Annotated in this window: 13 protein-coding genes; 5 read left to right on the top strand and 8 right to left on the bottom strand. The window is 70.8% G+C overall.

Annotated elements, in window-relative coordinates:
- Positions 1–104 precede the first annotated feature (104 nt).
- The 5 genes from ACWCP6_RS13650 to ACWCP6_RS13670 are packed head-to-tail and all read right to left on the bottom strand — an operon-like array spanning position 105 to position 4,820.
- Positions 105–776 carry a potassium-transporting ATPase subunit C gene (locus ACWCP6_RS13650; RefSeq protein WP_450932585.1) on the bottom strand — a complete coding sequence of 224 codons (672 nt, stop codon included), beginning with the start codon at positions 774–776 and terminating at the stop codon, positions 105–107.
- A 6-nt stretch (positions 777–782) separates the two neighbouring features.
- On the bottom strand, positions 783–2,924 hold the full coding sequence (gene kdpB / locus ACWCP6_RS13655) for a potassium-transporting ATPase subunit KdpB (RefSeq protein WP_450932586.1): 2,142 nt from the start codon (positions 2,922–2,924) through the stop codon (positions 783–785).
- Entirely contained in the window at positions 2,921–4,585 is a 1,665-nt protein-coding gene (gene kdpA / locus ACWCP6_RS13660; RefSeq protein WP_450932587.1) for a potassium-transporting ATPase subunit KdpA, read from the bottom strand. Before kdpA ends, kdpB begins: the two co-directional genes overlap by 4 nt.
- 8 nt (positions 4,586–4,593) lie before the next feature.
- Positions 4,594–4,683, bottom strand: coding sequence for a K(+)-transporting ATPase subunit F (kdpF, locus tag ACWCP6_RS13665; RefSeq protein ID WP_361291816.1), 90 nt, complete (start codon positions 4,681–4,683; stop codon positions 4,594–4,596).
- Positions 4,680–4,820 (bottom strand): hypothetical protein, encoded by a 141-nt coding sequence (locus tag ACWCP6_RS13670; protein WP_450932588.1) that lies wholly within the window; start codon positions 4,818–4,820, stop codon positions 4,680–4,682. The genes kdpF and ACWCP6_RS13670 overlap by 4 nt, the downstream gene beginning before the upstream one ends.
- Before the next feature lie 518 nt (positions 4,821–5,338).
- Between ACWCP6_RS13670 and ACWCP6_RS13675 the strand changes: the two genes are divergently transcribed.
- Together ACWCP6_RS13675 and ACWCP6_RS13680 are read left to right on the top strand one after the other, a co-directional pair.
- Complete coding sequence (locus tag ACWCP6_RS13675) at positions 5,339–6,178, top strand: GNAT family N-acetyltransferase (protein WP_450932589.1); 840 nt, start codon at positions 5,339–5,341, stop codon at positions 6,176–6,178.
- A gap of 93 nt (positions 6,179–6,271) precedes the next feature.
- On the top strand, positions 6,272–7,177 hold the full coding sequence (locus ACWCP6_RS13680) for a slipin family protein (RefSeq protein ID WP_450932590.1): 906 nt from the start codon (positions 6,272–6,274) through the stop codon (positions 7,175–7,177).
- Positions 7,178–7,247: 70 nt separating this feature from the next.
- Here the strand turns inward: ACWCP6_RS13680 and ACWCP6_RS13685 are convergent, their stop codons facing one another.
- Entirely contained in the window at positions 7,248–8,303 is a 1,056-nt protein-coding gene (locus ACWCP6_RS13685; protein ID WP_450932591.1) for a magnesium and cobalt transport protein CorA, read from the bottom strand.
- 253 nt (positions 8,304–8,556) lie between these two features.
- On the bottom strand, positions 8,557–9,153 hold the full coding sequence (locus ACWCP6_RS13690) for a hypothetical protein (RefSeq protein WP_450932592.1): 597 nt from the start codon (positions 9,151–9,153) through the stop codon (positions 8,557–8,559).
- A gap of 425 nt (positions 9,154–9,578) precedes the next feature.
- Here ACWCP6_RS13690 and ACWCP6_RS13695 point away from each other — a divergent pair, with 425 nt between their 5' ends.
- Positions 9,579–11,105, top strand: coding sequence for a protein kinase domain-containing protein (locus tag ACWCP6_RS13695; RefSeq protein ID WP_450932593.1), 1,527 nt, complete (start codon positions 9,579–9,581; stop codon positions 11,103–11,105).
- A 96-nt stretch (positions 11,106–11,201) separates the two neighbouring features.
- Here ACWCP6_RS13695 and ACWCP6_RS13700 read toward each other — a convergent pair whose 3' ends face one another.
- A complete protein-coding gene (locus ACWCP6_RS13700; protein ID WP_450932594.1) occupies positions 11,202–12,500 on the bottom strand; it encodes a hypothetical protein in 1,299 nt (432 codons plus the stop codon).
- A gap of 1,255 nt (positions 12,501–13,755) precedes the next feature.
- Between ACWCP6_RS13700 and ACWCP6_RS13705 the strand changes: the two genes are divergently transcribed.
- Together ACWCP6_RS13705 and ACWCP6_RS13710 are read left to right on the top strand one after the other, a co-directional pair.
- Positions 13,756–14,691, top strand: a complete 936-nt coding sequence (locus ACWCP6_RS13705) for a quinone oxidoreductase family protein (RefSeq protein ID WP_450932595.1) — start codon at positions 13,756–13,758, stop codon at positions 14,689–14,691.
- A 96-nt stretch (positions 14,692–14,787) separates the two neighbouring features.
- Positions 14,788–15,579, top strand: a complete 792-nt coding sequence (locus ACWCP6_RS13710; RefSeq protein ID WP_450932596.1) for an IclR family transcriptional regulator domain-containing protein — start codon at positions 14,788–14,790, stop codon at positions 15,577–15,579.
- The last annotated feature ends 16 nt before the right edge of the window (positions 15,580–15,595 follow it).

Genomic DNA, 15,595 nt, shown 5'->3' on the forward strand with positions numbered 1-15,595 from the left:
ACCGTGCGGAGCACGCCGGGCAGCGCGAGCTCATGCTGATCGGGCAGCACCAGAACCGGGACGTGGCCCGGATCCGCCGGCACCCGCACGGGCCGGAGAACCCCTCAGCTCTTCGCCGCGAGTTCCTTGAGCGCGATGTTGAGTTCCAGCACGTTGACGCGGGGCTCGCCGAGGAAGCCGAGGGTGCGGCCGTCGGTGTGCTGGTCGACCAGCTGCTGCACTCGCTGCACCGGCAGCCGGTTCCGCTCGGCCACGCGGTGCACCTGAAGGTCGGCGTACTGCGGGGAGATGTCCGGGTCGAGGCCGGAACCTGACGACGTCACCGCGTCGGCGGGGACGTCGGACGCCTTGACCGTGTATCCGTCCACCGAGTTGTCCTTGATGACTGCGGCCTTGGCGTCCGTGACCCACTGGATCAGGTCCTTGTTGTCGCCGGAGCGGTTGGTCGCGCCGGACAGGATCAGCTTGTACTGGGTGTTGACGCTGTTGGTGCCCAGGCCGTTCTGGGGCCGGCCCTGGAACCACTTCAGGTCCGGCTCCGGGGTCTCCTGGCCCTTCCTCAGCGGCAGGTTGTACGCCTGGCCGATGAGCGAGGAGCCCACGACCCTGCCGGTGCCGTCCTTGACCTCCGAGCCGTTGGCCTTGTCGCGGAACAGGCCCTGGGCGACCCCGGTGATGAGGAGCGGGTAGAGGACGCCGGTGATCAGGGTGAGGACCAGCAGGGCCCGCAGGCCGGCACCGATCAGCCGTGCTGTGTTGGTAACCGAGTTGTTCATGACGGGTCAGCCGATCCCGGGGATGAGGGAGATGAGCAGGTCGATGATCTTGATGCCGATGAAGGGTGCGATCAGGCCGCCGATCCCGTAGATCCCGAGGTTGCGCCGCAGCATCCTGTCCGCGCTCACCGGCCGGTACTGCACGCCCCGCAGGGCGAGCGGCACCAGGGCGATGATGATCAGCGCGTTGAAGATGACCGCGGACAGGATCGCGGAGTCGGGTGAGGACAGGTGCATGATGTTCAGCTTGTCCAGGCCCGGGTAGACCGCCGCGAACAGGGCCGGGATGATCGCGAAGTACTTGGCGACGTCGTTGGCGATCGAGAACGTCGTCAAGGCGCCGCGGGTGATGAGGAGTTGCTTGCCGATCTCGACGATCTCGATGAGCTTGGTCGGGTTGGAGTCCAGGTCGACCATGTTCCCGGCTTCCTTGGCGGCCGAGGTGCCGGTGTTCATGGCCACGCCGACGTCCGCCTGGGCGAGTGCCGGGGCGTCGTTGGTGCCGTCGCCGGTCATGGCGACGAGCTTGCCGCCCGCCTGCTCGCGCTTGATCAGCGCCATCTTGTCCTCGGGCGTGGCCTCCGCGAGGAAGTCGTCGACGCCCGCCTCCTCGGCGATCGCCTTGGCGGTCAGCGGGTTGTCGCCCGTGATCATGACGGTCTTGATGCCCATGCGGCGCAGTTCGTCGAACCGTTCGCGCATCCCGTCCTTGACGACGTCCTTGAGGTGGATGACGCCCAGGACGCGGGCGCCGCGCTCGTCCTCGATTGCCACGAGGAGCGGGGTGCCGCCCGATTCGGAGATGCGGTTGGCGATCGTGTCGGCGTCGTCGGCGACGGTGCCGCCCTGCTCCTGGACCCAGGCGATGACCGAGCCGGCCGCGCCCTTGCGGATCTTCCTGCCGTCGACGTCCACACCCGACATGCGGGTCTGGGCGGTGAAGGCGATCCACTCGGCCTGCGTCAGTTCGCCCTGGTGGCGTTCGCGCAGCCCGTACTTCTCCTTTGCCAGGACGACGATCGAGCGGCCCTCGGGGGTCTCGTCCGCGAGGGACGACAGCTGGGCGGCGTCGGCGACCTCGGCCTCCGTGGTGCCCGCGACGGGTGCGAACTCGGCGGCCTGCCGGTTGCCGAGGGTGATGGTGCCGGTCTTGTCCAGCAGCAGCGTGGAGACGTCGCCTGCGGCTTCGACCGCGCGCCCGGACATGGCCAGGACGTTGCGCTGCACCAGCCGGTCCATGCCGGCGATACCGATCGCGGAGAGCAGCGCGCCGATGGTGGTCGGGATGAGGCAGACCAGCAGGGCCACCAGCACGACCATCGTCAGATGCGTACCCGCGTACTTCGCGAACGGCGGCAGCGTGGCCACCGCGAGGAGGAAGACGATGGTGAGGGACGCCAGCAGGATGTTCAGGGCGATCTCGTTGGGCGTCTTCTGCCGGGCGGCGCCCTCGACGAGGTTGATCATCCGGTCGATGAAGGTCTCGCCCGGCTTCGTCGTGATCTTGATGACGATCCGGTCGGAGAGCACCTTCGTGCCGCCGGTGACCGCGGAGCGGTCGCCGCCGGACTCGCGGATCACCGGGGCCGACTCGCCCGTGATCGCCGACTCGTCCACGCTCGCGACGCCCTCGACGACGTCACCGTCGCCGGGGATGATGTCGCCCGCCTCGCAGACCACCAGATCGCCGATCTTCAGGTCGGTGCCGGGAACCCGCTCTTCGGAGTCCCCGACGATCCGGCGGGCGACGGTGTCGGTCTTGGCCTTGCGCAGGGTGTCGGCCTGCGCCTTGCCGCGGCCCTCGGCGACCGCCTCCGCCAGGTTGGCGAAGATCACGGTCAGCCACAGCCAGGCACTGATCGCCCAGCCGAACCAGTCGCCCGGGTCCTTGAAGGAGAACACGGTGGTCAGGACCGAGCCGACCAGCACCACGAACATCACGGGCGACTTGACCATCACCCGCGGATCGAGCTTGCGGAAGGCGTCCGGCAGCGACTTGACCAGCTGCTTCGGGTCGAACAGGCCCGCACCCACACGCCCTTCGGCCTTGTGGCCGGTCGGCGCGTCCTGATGGGGCGCGAGGGTGGGAGTGCTCGTGGACATGGCGTCCTGCTTCTGTGCGTCGGTGTTCTGCGTATCGGTGGTCATGACGCCAGCCCCTCGGCGAGCGGGCCCAGCGCGAGGGCCGGGAAGTAGGTCAGACCGGTGACGATCAGCAGCGTGCCCACCAGCAGACCGGTGAACAGCGGCTTCTCCGTGCGCAGGGTGCCCGCGGTCACCGGGATCGGCTTCTGCTCGGCGAGCGAGCCGGCCAGCGCCAGCACGAACACCATCGGCAGGAACCGGCCCAGCACCATCGCCAGACCGATCGTGGTGTTGAACCACTGCGTGTCCGCGTTCAGACCCGCGAAGGCCGAACCGTTGTTGTTGGCACCGGAGGTGTAGGCGTAGAGGATCTCCGAGAACCCGTGGGCGCCCGTGTTCGTCATCGAGTGCGGCGGGGTCGGCAGGGCCATCGCCGCCGCGGTGAAGACCAGCACCAGCGCGGGAGTGATGAGGATGTAGCAGGCGGCGAGCTTGATCTCCCGCGTGCCGATCTTCTTGCCCAGGTACTCGGGCGTCCGGCCGACCATCAGACCCGCGATGAACACCGCGATGATCGCCATGATCAGCATGCCGTAGAGGCCGGAGCCGGTACCACCGGGCGCGATCTCGCCCAGCATCATGCTGAGCATCGTGATGCCGCCGCCGAGACCGGTGAAGGAGGAGTGGAAGGAGTCCACCGCACCGGTCGAGGTGAGCGTGGTGGACACCGCGAAGATCGACGAGCCGCCGATACCGAAACGGGTCTCCTTGCCCTCCATCGCACCGCCCGCGATCTGGAACGCCGGTCCGTGGTGGGCGAACTCCGTCCACATCATCAGCGCGACGAAGCCGACCCAGATGGTGGCCATAGTGGCGAGGATCGCGTAGCCCTGCTTCACACTGCCGACCATCCGGCCGAACGTCCGCGTCAACGCGAACGGGATCAACAGGATCAGGAAGATCTCGAACAGATTGGAGAAGCCACCGGGGTTCTCGAAGGGGTGCGCGGAGTTGGCGTTGAAGTAACCGCCGCCGTTGGTGCCGACCTCCTTGATCGCCTCCTGCGAGGCCACCGCACCGCCGTTCCACTGCTGCGCACCGCCCATGAACTGGCCCACCGAGTGGATACCGGAGAAGTTCTGGATGGCACCGCACGCAACCAGCACGACCGCAGCGATCACCGAGATCGGCAGCAGGATACGGACCGTGCCGCGCACCAGGTCGGCCCAGAAGTTGCCCAGCTCACCGGTCCGCGAACGGGCGAACCCACGCACCAGCGCCACCGCGACGGCTATGCCCACGGCCGCCGAGACGAAGTTCTGCACCGCCAGACCACCGGTCTGCACGACATGCCCCATGGCCTGCTCGCCGTAGTAGGACTGCCAGTTGGTGTTGGTGACGAACGAGGTGGCGGTGTTGAACGCCTGGTCCGGATCGATCGCCTTGAAGCCGAGCGAGCCGGGCAGACCGCCCTGGATCCGCTGGAGCAGGTACAGGAACAGGACACCGACCGCGGAGAACGCCAGCACCGCGCGCAGATACGCCGGCCAGCGCATCTCGGTGTCGGGATCGGCGCCTACGGCCTTGTAGATCCACTTCTCCGCACGCAGATGCCTGGTGGAGGAGTAGACCCGGGCCATGTAGTCGCCCAGCGGACGGTACGCCAGCGCCAGGGCCGCCATCAGGGCGAGCAGCTGGAGCACACCAGCAAGAACGGGACTCATAACGCTGCTCAGAACCTCTCCGGGTGGATCAGGGCGAGGACGAGATAGCCCAGCAGGGCGACGGCCACGACGAGGCCGACGATGTTCTCGACGGTCACAGCTTCGCCACCCCCTTGGCGACGAGAGCCACCAGCGCGAACAACGCGATCGTGGTGACGACGAAGGCCACGTCGGCCATCGGGAGCTCCTGAATGAGGTGCGGAACGGAATGCGGACGGCTTCGAGGAAACCCCATGACCGACCGCATCCGGCCACCGTTGACGCGTCCCTTACGACATCCCCGACGCCTTTGACGCAACCCATACGCAGCTGCGGGACGACCTGCGAAGAACGGCTCTGACCTGCGAAAACGGCGACCACTCGGGTATGGGTGGCCGCATCGGGCCGACGCCGACGCGCACGCCCGGCCAGGGCACGGGGGTACGGCGCCCCGCGAGCCCATCAAGACACCCTGGCTGCACTCCGGGGTCACCCCGGCGGCTCCGTGTGCGACGGGGGCCCGTGTACGGCGGGGAACCGTGTGCGACGGGGCCCGGGCGTCGGTGGCGACGCCCCGTCGAGCCCCTGCCCGCCGCAGACCCGGGCCTCCCGCGCTCTGACCTGCCCTGCCGACGTACCCGTACCCGTACCCCCCGGATGGACGACACCGGGTTCCGCCCCTTCGCCGCTCCCCTCTCGTAACGTCCTGGTGCCCCGGGACGCCGGGCGTCCCCTGGGCCTCGGCCCGCCCTTCCACCTCCGCTCGAGGCGTCGATGATCGAAGTGCATCCCCGTCAACTGGCCCCGGTCGACGACTGGTTCTCCGCGGGCCGTCCCGGGCCGGCCACCATCGGCGAACACATGCTGACGACCGGCGTCGGCCGCTGGTGGGCGGACCGGGCGGTGCGGCCGCGCGCGGTCGCCGCGGCCTGCGCCGGGCATGTGCTGCTGGGCGGCACGCCGGACGGCCTCGTACCCCGGGCCCTGGCACCCCTGGCGCACAGCGTCATCGTCGCCCCCGGCCGCTTCCTGCCGGTCCTGCGCTCGGCCTTCGACCGGCTGACACCCTGGGAACGGATGGTCTGGACCCTGCAGGCCGAGGCGCGGACCTGCGCCGTACCGCGCGGTGTGACCGTGCGGCGCCTTGGTCCGGCGGACACCCCCGCGCTCGGCACCGTCGACGCCACGGCGGCATGGGTCACCGCCAGCTGGGGCGGCCCTGCGGGCCTGGCCGGTTCAGGGCACGGCTGGGCCGCGGTGGACGGTGACGGGCAGGTGCTGGCGGTGGCATGTACGTATTTCCGCGGTGCCCGGTTCGAGGACGTGGCGGTGTTCACCGCCACGGAGCACCGCCGCCGCGGCCTCGCCCTCGCCTGCGTCACCGCGCTGAACGCGGACATCGCCGGACGCGGCCGCCTGCCCAGCTGGAACTGCTCGGTGCTGAACCGCGCCAGCCGGCTTCTGGCCTGGCACGCCGGCTTCCGTCTGGTACGCGAGTACGTGCACCACACCGCGGGCGCGCCGACGCCCTGCACGCCGACCCCGCACCGCACGGTCCGCCCGGACTCCGGGGCCGAACCGGCGTTCCTGTACGGAACCTTGACGCTCTCATGACGCCGACACCGCATCCGTTCGGACTCTTCCGCTGTCCTCATCACTGTCGCACTGTCGCACTGTCGAATCAGGCTCACAGAGAGGTCAGCCGCCATGGATGGCGCTGTTACCGGAACCGTGATCGTCCTCGTCCTGCTCCTGCTGTTGCTGCGCGGCGGGATCCGAGTGGTCAACCAGGTGGATCGTGGGGTGGTGTTCCGACTGGGCAGGGCGCTGCCCCAGCACCGGCAGCCCGGCATCACCTACCTCATCCCCTTCGTCGACCGTATGCGGAAGATGAACGTCCAGGTGGTGGCACTGCCCGTGCCGACGCAGGAGGGCATCACCCGGGACAACGTCTCCGTGAAGGTCGACGCCGTCGTGTACTTCAGGGTGGCCGACCCGGTGCGGGCCGCCATCGAGGTGCAGGACTACGTGTTCGCGGTCGGGCAGGTCGCTCAGTCCTCGCTGCGGTCCATCATCGGCAAGAGCGAGCTCGACGATCTGCTCGCGGACCGTGAACGGCTGCACGAGGGCCTGGCGTTGATGATCGACAGCCCGGCGGCCGGCTGGGGTGTGCACATCGACCGGGTCGAGATCAAGGACGTACAGCTTCCGGAGTCGCTCAAGCGGTCGATGTCCCGTCAGGCCGAGGCCGAGCGGGAGCGGCGGGCCCGGGTGATCACGGCCGACGGCGAGTTCCAGGCGGCACAGCAGCTGGCCAACGCCTCCCGGATCATGTCGGACACGCCCGAGGCGATGCAGCTGCGTCTGCTGCAGACGGTGGTCGAGGTCGCGGCCGAGAAGAACTCCACGCTGGTGATGCCGTTCCCCGTCGAACTGCTGCGCTACTTCGACCGCGCCGCACGGCAGTTCGGCGAGGGCGGTTCGGCGCAGGCGGAGGTGCGTACGGAGACGGGGGCGCAGGCGGAGACGGGGGCGCAGGCGGAGACGGGCGCGGAGGCAGCGGCCGGGGTGCCGCCCACCCGCACCCCGGACACTCCGGACCCGCGCGGTTAGCCGGGCGCGCCGGCCGGACCCGTTACGGGCGCGGCGGTCCGGTCGGCGCCCGGCGTGCGAGGCGGACCTGTCACTTCGTGGGGGCCGTCGACCGGTGCGGGACGGGGTGCCTCACCTCGGGCACCGGCTGGGCCGGCTGGCGGCGCCGCCGTCGCAGCCAGACGTACAACGCCAGGCACGGCAGCAGCAGTCCGGCGATGCTGAGGGTGAGGAACGCGGTGAAGCCGTCGATGTGTCCGACCAGCCAGCCGAAGTTCTGCCCGAAGAAACCGACCACGAAGGACAGCGGGAGGAACACGGTCGCGAGGATCGTGAGCTGTTCCATCGTGGCGCTCTGCCGGAGATTGATCTTGTTCTGTTCGACGGAGATCACCGCGATGTTCGCCTCCAGGACGGTGGCCAGGAGGTCCCGCTGGGCGGCGACCTCCTCGTTGACCAGCAGCAGATGGTCGTGCACGTCCCGGAAGTACGGCAGCAGCTCGGGCGGCGACTTGCCGGGCTGCAGCTGCCTGGCCAGCACGGCGAGCAGCGGGTGCACGGCACGGTAGAAGTCGGTGGCCTCACGGCGCAGGGAGTAGATGCGCTCGGTCGGTGCGACGGCCCCGGAGAACACCGTGGCCTCGATCTGCTCGATGTCGCGTTCGAGCTCCGCGACGACGGGCGCGTAGCTGTCCACGACCTGGTCGAGGATCGCCCACAGGGTCGAGGTGCTGCCGGTGCGCAGCAGCTCGGGGCGGCGCTCCAGCCGGCTGCGGGCGTCGTGCAGCTCGCTGGCGATGCCCTGGCGCACGGTGATCACGAAGTGCTCGGCGAGGAAGATGCTGATCTCTCCGGTGTCGACCTCCTCGCGTTCGTCGTCGTAGCGGGCGGTGCGCAGGATGATCAGCTCGGTGCCGTCCTTGTACTGCTCGGCCTTCGGCCGCAGATGGAAGTTCCGTGCGTCCTCGACGGCGAGCTCATGGAGTCCGAAGCTCGCGCGGACCGACTCCATCTCCTCGGGACCGGGTTCGAAGATGCCCAGCCAGACGAATCCGCCCTGCGTACAGCATGCGGCCGCCTGCTCCACCGACATCGCGCCCTGCTGCTGCCGGCGCCCGTCGCGGTAGTGGGCGCAGTCGACGATCATGGCGTTCTCCTCGGGTCCGGCCGACGTGCGCCGCCCTCGCCCACCGGCGGCTTGGCGCGCGCCGCAGATGTCTCACGTCCATGGTGGCCCCTGGGGCCCGGCCGCCCCGTCGCGGCTCGCCGCACGTCCGCGTGGCGTCCCCCGTCGGACCGGCGGCGCCCCCGCGCGTGGGCGGGTATCGCGGTGCACGGCGTCGTACCGGTCCGGCCCTCGGCGAAGCGGGGAGCCCCGGGCCACCGCGCACCCGTCGAGGTCAGGCCGGCGCGGGCAGGCTCCCGGCCCGGCGGCGTCGCCAGTAGGCCACCGTCAGCACGGCCAGGAGCGGCCCCCACAGGACCAGCGGCGCGTAGCAGACGTAGAACCACACGGCCTCCCAGCCGCCGGCCTCGCTCGGAAAGTCGTGGGGAAGCTCGCCGCCGCGGATCGTCCTGCCCATGATCTGGGTGACGAGGGCCAGGACGCTCCACAGGAGCGTGAGGACGGTGGCGCCGACGGCCGCGGGAACGACCGCCGCCGCCGTCGGCACCCGCCGGCCGCGCAGGAAGGGGATCCACCGCGGGAACACCTCGCCCCAGCGGGCGATCAGACCGAACGCGGTGAACGCGAGCGCCTCGGACAGGACCGAGAGGAACACGACGTACAGCCGCTCGCCCGTCCCGATCCGGCGGTCGAACGCCGCCGGGAGCCGCCACAGGCTGGACGGCAGGACGGCCAACGGGACGGCGCAGGCGACGCGCCGGATCCGCCGGGGCACCCCGGCGACGGGCGTGTGGGCCGCCCTCCACGCGGCGCGCAGCCGACTCGGGCGGGCGGTGGCCGCTGCTTGTTCGGCGGGGGAATGAGGCTGCATCGGGGGTCCTCGGAGTGGGTGAATGTGACCGGCCGTTCGACAACGAAGATCGCAGCCGGACGGGCCCCGGGGAACGCCCGGCGGGATGAACCGGCCTCGGCCGCGCGGGCGAAGGAGCGGTGCGCCCGCAGGATGAGGGCGGGCCGGAGGCCGGGTCCCCTCACCCGCCGTCCCGGCCGGGTCCTGGGCACGCCCGCGCTGCACGCCCGCTCTCCGTGGCGGCGGACGCGGTGACGACGCCGGACGCGGTCGCCCTGGGGCGCCGTCGAACTCCCGCCCGCGCAGCGGGGCCCGGGCCTCCGGGCGGGCGCGGGAGCTCGACGAACCGCCCCGGAAACGGGCGCCCGCCGACTCCTCACCGGGGAACCCGCGGGCCCTCGATGGGGTCTTCCCGCATGTTGATGTCGGTGACCCGTGGAGGAACGGTGGAACAGAGGCTGTTGGCACAGCGCTACGAGCTGGTGGCACAGCTCGGGCGCGGTGGCATGGGAACGGTGTACCGGGCGGTCGACCACAGGCTGAGACGGACGGTCGCCGTGAAGACCCTCTCCGCCGAACTTGCGCGCCAGCCCCAGTTCCTCGCCCGCTTCCAACGGGAGGCGCATGCCGCGGCGGCACTCAACCACCCGGGAATAGCCACCGTCCACGACGTGGGTGAGGACGCCGACGGCGGCTCCGCCGAGCCCTATCTGGTGATGGAGTACGTGGAAGGCCGGACACTCGGCCATCTGGTGAGCGACGGCCCCCTGCCCGTGGCACAGGCCGTCGACGTCACACGACAGGTTCTGGAGGCCCTCCAGCACAGCCACCGCCACGCCATCGCGCACCGGGACATCAAACCGGCCAACGTCATGCTCACCGCCGCGGGAACGGTGAAGGTGCTCGACTTCGGCATCGCCAAGGCGCTCAGTGAGGCGGCGACCCGTCTCACCGGCACCGGGGTCGCCGTGGGCACGCCCGCCTATCTGTCTCCCGAGCAGATCACCGGGAGCGAGAGCGACCACCGCACGGACCTGTACGCGGTGGGCTGTCTGCTGTACGAACTGCTGACGGGCCGCCCCCCGTACACCGGGGAGTCGCCGTTCTCCGTGATGCACCAACACCTGGCCGGCGACCCGGTGCCCCCCTCCCGGCTGCGCCCGGAACTGCCCGCCGCTCTGGACGCGGTCGTGCTGCGTGCGCTCCGCAAGAGCCGGGACGAGCGCTTCGCCGACGCGGCCGAGATGGAGGCGGCGCTCGTCGCGGCCTCACGGACCGCCCCGGTGCCCGTACCCCCGACGCCCACGAGGGTCGATCCGGCTGCGCGTGCGGCGGCCCCTCGTGCGGTGCCGCCGCGCCCGGCCGCCGTACCGGCCGCGCCGTCGCCGGACGCGCCGTCACCCGCCGCACCTCGGGGCAGGGCCGGGGTGGTCCTCCGGCCGTCGGCCGAGGGCGTACTCGCCCTGCTCGGCTGCCTGTTGTCCGTCCTGGTCTCCCGCACCGACGCCATCGAGACCGGCCACTTCCGCCACGTGGCCCTGCTCGCCGGGGTCGGCGGGGCCGTGCTCCTGCTCTGGTCGGCACGGCTGGCGTGCGCCGTGGCCTGGGGGCCGGTGGCGGAGGCCGTGGCGGTGTTGTCGGGTTTCGCCCGCCAGTACATCGGCTGGGACACCCACTACGTCGTCGTCGCTCTCGTTCTCGGCGCCGTCGCCGCCGTCTGCCTCGCCGCGGGATACCGCGATGCGCGCACCGGCGGATTCGCCCTGGTGGCCTTCTGGTTCAGCGGCCTGACCTGCGTCTGGTTCTTCCTCGACGACCTCCACAAGATCGGCGTGTTCTACGCCCTGCTGCTCGGGGTCACCGTCGCCGTCGGCACGCACGTACTGAGGTCGCGCACCCGGCCGCCGGCGGGAACGTCCCCTGGCGACGCACAGGGAGCGATGGGAATCGCCCGGGACTCGAACGCGGCGTGAACTCGTGCGGTGCCCCTGCCCCGAACCGGGCTCCCCGTACGGCGACTCCGGCCGCAGCCGGGCCCCCGTCGCGCAGAGCGTGCCGTGCCCCTGCGGCTACGGCCCTCTGCAGGGCACAACCTCGGACGGGTGCCCGAGGCCTTTGCCCTCCAGGGCACGGATGACGCGGTAGTCCGCCTCGACGGCTTCCGCATCGGTGCTGCTGAGAACGGCCTCGGCGCAGGGCGCCGGGCCGGAGACCGGGTCGTGCGGCCGGAGGCTGTCGCCGACCGCCACCACCGTGGGCAGTCGGCGCAGGACCCTCCCGAGCCGCGGGTCGAGGCCGCCACCGGCTGCGGGGCGCAGGTGCACCCGGACGACCCGGTGACCGGCCGGGGCGGGAACGGGCCGCGCGGGCACGGGCGGGAGCCAGGGATCCAGTACGTCCGTGACACGGTCCTGGCCGGTCGCCAGGCACAGCGCCTCGTCGGCGAACGACATGCCGGGCGCCGCGAGCGCGGACATGAGCAGTGGGCCGCGGCCCTCGCCGTGGGCGACGCGCGCGGTGACCGGACCGCACACCACGCCGAGAGCGCCGAGCGCCCGCTGCATGTACGTCGACAGGCTCCGTGTCAGCGGCTCGTGACGGCTCAGCAGGTCGGTGCGGTCCGGTGCTCCGCCGGAGGCATGCGTCTCGGCCCACACATCGGTGATCCTGTGGTCCGACCGACCGCCCGCGCCGGGACGGCTGACGCTGTTGACCACGAACCGGCGGGTGGAGAGCCGCTCGGTGAGGACCAGGTGCCCGCTGCCGGAGTGCCGGGAGGCCGCTCGGCTCATGGCCGGCCAGGCCGCTTCGATCTCCGGCTCTCGGTCGCAGGCCAGCGGCTCGACCGGCACGCCGGCCACGGCCGGGGACAGCGTGTAGCCGGCGGGCAGGCGGCAGGTCTCGGCCCAGGCCAGGGCGTCGGCCAGGCTCGCGGTCCGGATGCCGCGCGGCGCGGGGATCCCGGCCCGGGCCAGTGCCGCGGCCTGTGCGCCACGGTCGTAGCGCAGCCGCGATGCCACGGGATCCCCTCCGGGAAGACCCAGCTGCCAGGCGATCCGCTCCGTCAGCTCGATGCCCGCAGCGCTCCCGGCGACGACGGCCGACACCCCCAGCCCTCGCAGTGCCTTGACCGTCCGCCGCAGGGATTCGCGATGCACCACCGCATCGGCGTACGCACCTGCCGCACGCGCCTCCCCGAGCGCCGACGGCCCCTGCCCGGCGTCCAGTTCGACGGCCACCGTCCGCCAGCCCTGCCGCGCGAAGGCCTGTGCGTAGGTACAGCTGCCGTAGGGGGCGACGACCGCGGCTGTGCCGGCTACGGCTGCCAGCCGGGGTGCGACCACACGCGTGGCGGAGATGATGGCCATGGGAACGGGCTCCAGGACTGAAGTTGTCGTCGGTCGAGGCAGGAGGCGGGCCAAGGGCTTCGTCCGGGGTGGCGCGCGACCGGCGCCCGGGGCACGTCGATGCCCGTGACGTGGTCATCAGCAACGGCGAGAAGGGGGCGGGTGGCCCGACGCTCGAGGGAGCATCGGGCCGAGCCCGTGGGACGGCCCGGGCCCCTCGGGCCCCGGGGCCCGCAAGGGTCAGACGGTGGGGCCGGCCTCGGTGCACGGGCCCGGTGAAGAAGCAGGCCGGGCGCGAAGTAGCGGCATCCCGTGGTGCTTGTGCGCCTGGCGTGCGCGCAGGGGCCGAGGCCGACGAGCCGTTAAGAACGGAAGGGACGGCTGCACGCCCGTCGCGCGGACCGCGTCGTCCCCGATGACGCGGACCCAGATGCGGGCGTTCTCCCGGCAGTTGGCCGAAGGCGCGGCCGGCGCGGAAGGCGGTGTGGTGACAGGCAGGGTTGCGGGCAGGGAAACGGACACAGCAGCCTCCTGTATGAGGTGCTGAGGGCTCCGGCGCACGGCGAAGCAGCCCGTTCCTGCGAGGGCAGACACGAGTTGGCTCGTCCTGTGGGCGGCGTGCCGCTGCACGCCTCAGGAGCACCCCAGGGCTTGGGTCGGTTCGATCTCTGGTGGTGTGGTGTCTCTGGCCGGGAGTTCAGGAGCCGCCCGGTGCACTCCGACGGCATGCCGTTCCGGATGCCGGCCAGAGGCGTCGGGCGACCATCACGTGCTGACGCGGTCTCCTCACGGGAGACAGGAAGAGGCGGGCAGTCCGATGGCGGTCGCTGCGTCTGATGCCAACCGCGGCACCTGGTCGTTCATCAGTGTCCTCCACCCGTCCCCGTACGCCTCCCGGAGCGCTCACGTCCTGCCCCGGAAGCTCGTTCCCACAGCTCCGAGCAGGGTCCTGGCCTCGACCGATGAGTCGCTCTCGTCCTCCCGTATGCCGGCCGCCCCGCAGCAGCCTCGACCGCTGGGAAACCGCCTGGCAAAGCGAGGCGGCATCACTATGTCCCCTGAAAAGGGCGAACGCAACCCGAAAATTTCTATTCTCATCTCGCGAGAAGTTCGAGGTTAAATCTTCTCGGCAGGTGAGAAACGGGCCGTCGTTTCTCGCCTCGTGAGAAATGTGTAGGCGACAAGATTCCCAGGTCAGGACCTCCAGCGGGATGCCCTAGCCTGTCAGGGAGCAGGTCCGACCCGCGTCGATAGGAGCATTGTGCGCGCCATTGTCATGAGGGAATTCGGCGGTCCCGAGGTTTTGCAGCTGGAAGAAGTTCCCGACCCCGAGCCCGCGCGCGGGCACATGCTGCTGGATGTGAAGCTGGCGGGTGTCAATTACGCAGATGTCCACGTTCGCGGCAATACCTACCTTGCGCCGGTCGACCTGCCGTACATCCCCGGCAACGAGGTCGTCGGCACCACGGAGGACGGCACACGCGTCGTGGCCCTCACACAGGGGGGCGGCTATGCACAGAAGGCGGCCGTCCACCGCCGGCTGCACTGGGAGATCCCGGACGGGATCAGCGACGAACAGGCCGTGCCGCTGGCCCTGCAGGGGAACAGCGCCTACCACCTGCTCTTCACGGTCGCCCAGATCACCAAGGGACAGACCGTCGTCATCCCCGCCGCGGCCGGCGGTGTCGGCTCGCTGGCCGTCCAGTTGGCTCACCAGGCGGGCGCCACGGTCATCGCCCTTGCCAGCACCGACGAGAAGCGCCGGCTGGCCCTGGAACTCGGGGCGACGGCAGCCGTCGACTCCTCGGACGAGGAGGGGCTGGCGGAACGGATCCGCGACGCGGCGGGAGGCCCCGTCCACGCCGCGCTGGAGATGACGGGCGGCAGGACGCTGCACCAGACCCTTGATGCACTGGGCCCGCGCGGCAGGCTCGCCGTATACGGTTTCGCCGGCGGGCAGCTCGCCGACGTCCCCGTGCACACCCTGCTCCAGAAGTCCATCACCGTGGCGGGCTTCTGGCTCCCGCGCCTGTACGCCGACCGGACGCTCCCGCTGGCGGCCTCCATGAGGCAGCTCTTCGACGCCGTCGGCAACGGCATGCTCAAGATCGTCAGCGGCGGGACCTATCCGCTCGCCGACGCGGCCAAGGCGCACGACGCCCTCAACAACCGCACCGGCATGGGCAAGTTCAGTCTCGATACCTCGAAGTAATAATCTTGCTGCCCCGAACGTACGCGGTGACACCGTCACCGCGTACTGCCGTGCCTCGGGAGGAGGGGCGCGGGCTCGAACAAGGGGGTACGGCTGATGAGCGGACAGCGCGGAACGGGGACCGGCTACGCCGACCGCTTCATGCGCGTGCAACAGGCTTTCATCACTCTGGGACCCGGCGCCCACCGACTGTCGGAGATCGCCCGAGTCGCCGATCTCGATGACTCCACCACCGGCCGCATGCTGACCGCCGGCACCTACAACCACACCTTCGTCCGAGTCGACCGGGGCCTGTACCAGCTCGGCAGCACCGTCGCCGAACTCGGCTTCCACGCACTCGCGGAGGACAACCTCTCGGGAAACGAGTCCAAGGAAGTACTGGAAGGCCTGCGGAAGTCCACGGACGACGGCCTGGTCTTCCTGTACATGCGCGCCCAGTTCGGCACGGCAGGCAGGCAGTGCCTGGACATGGCCGTGGGCGACTCGGACCTCAAAGAGCTGGGCATGACCCCGCGCGACGTGCTCTCCATCACCCGCTCTCTGCGCACCGGGGCCTCGGGCCGGACGATCCTCGCCTACCTGCCCGAGGAGATCCAGAAGCGGCTTGCCGCGGGCCCGATACCCGACGAGGCCGGCCCCGGCATCATCCGGGACGGCGACGAACTGCTCGCCTCGCTGGCGGAGATCCGGGACCAGGGCTACGCACTGGGTCGCGAGGAGTGCATGGCGGAGTGGAACAGCATCGCCGCCCCCGTCATCTGGGACGACTCGATCTGGGGCGCCGTCCTGCTGCTGAAGCCCATGGAGATCATGCCGCAGGCACCTCAGCGCTACATCTCCGCCACCATGGCCGCGGCCGCCCGGCTCAGCCAGCTCGGCGGATCCTGACCGTACGCCCGCCCAC

Source organism: Streptomyces sp. NPDC002004, assembly GCF_053593975.1.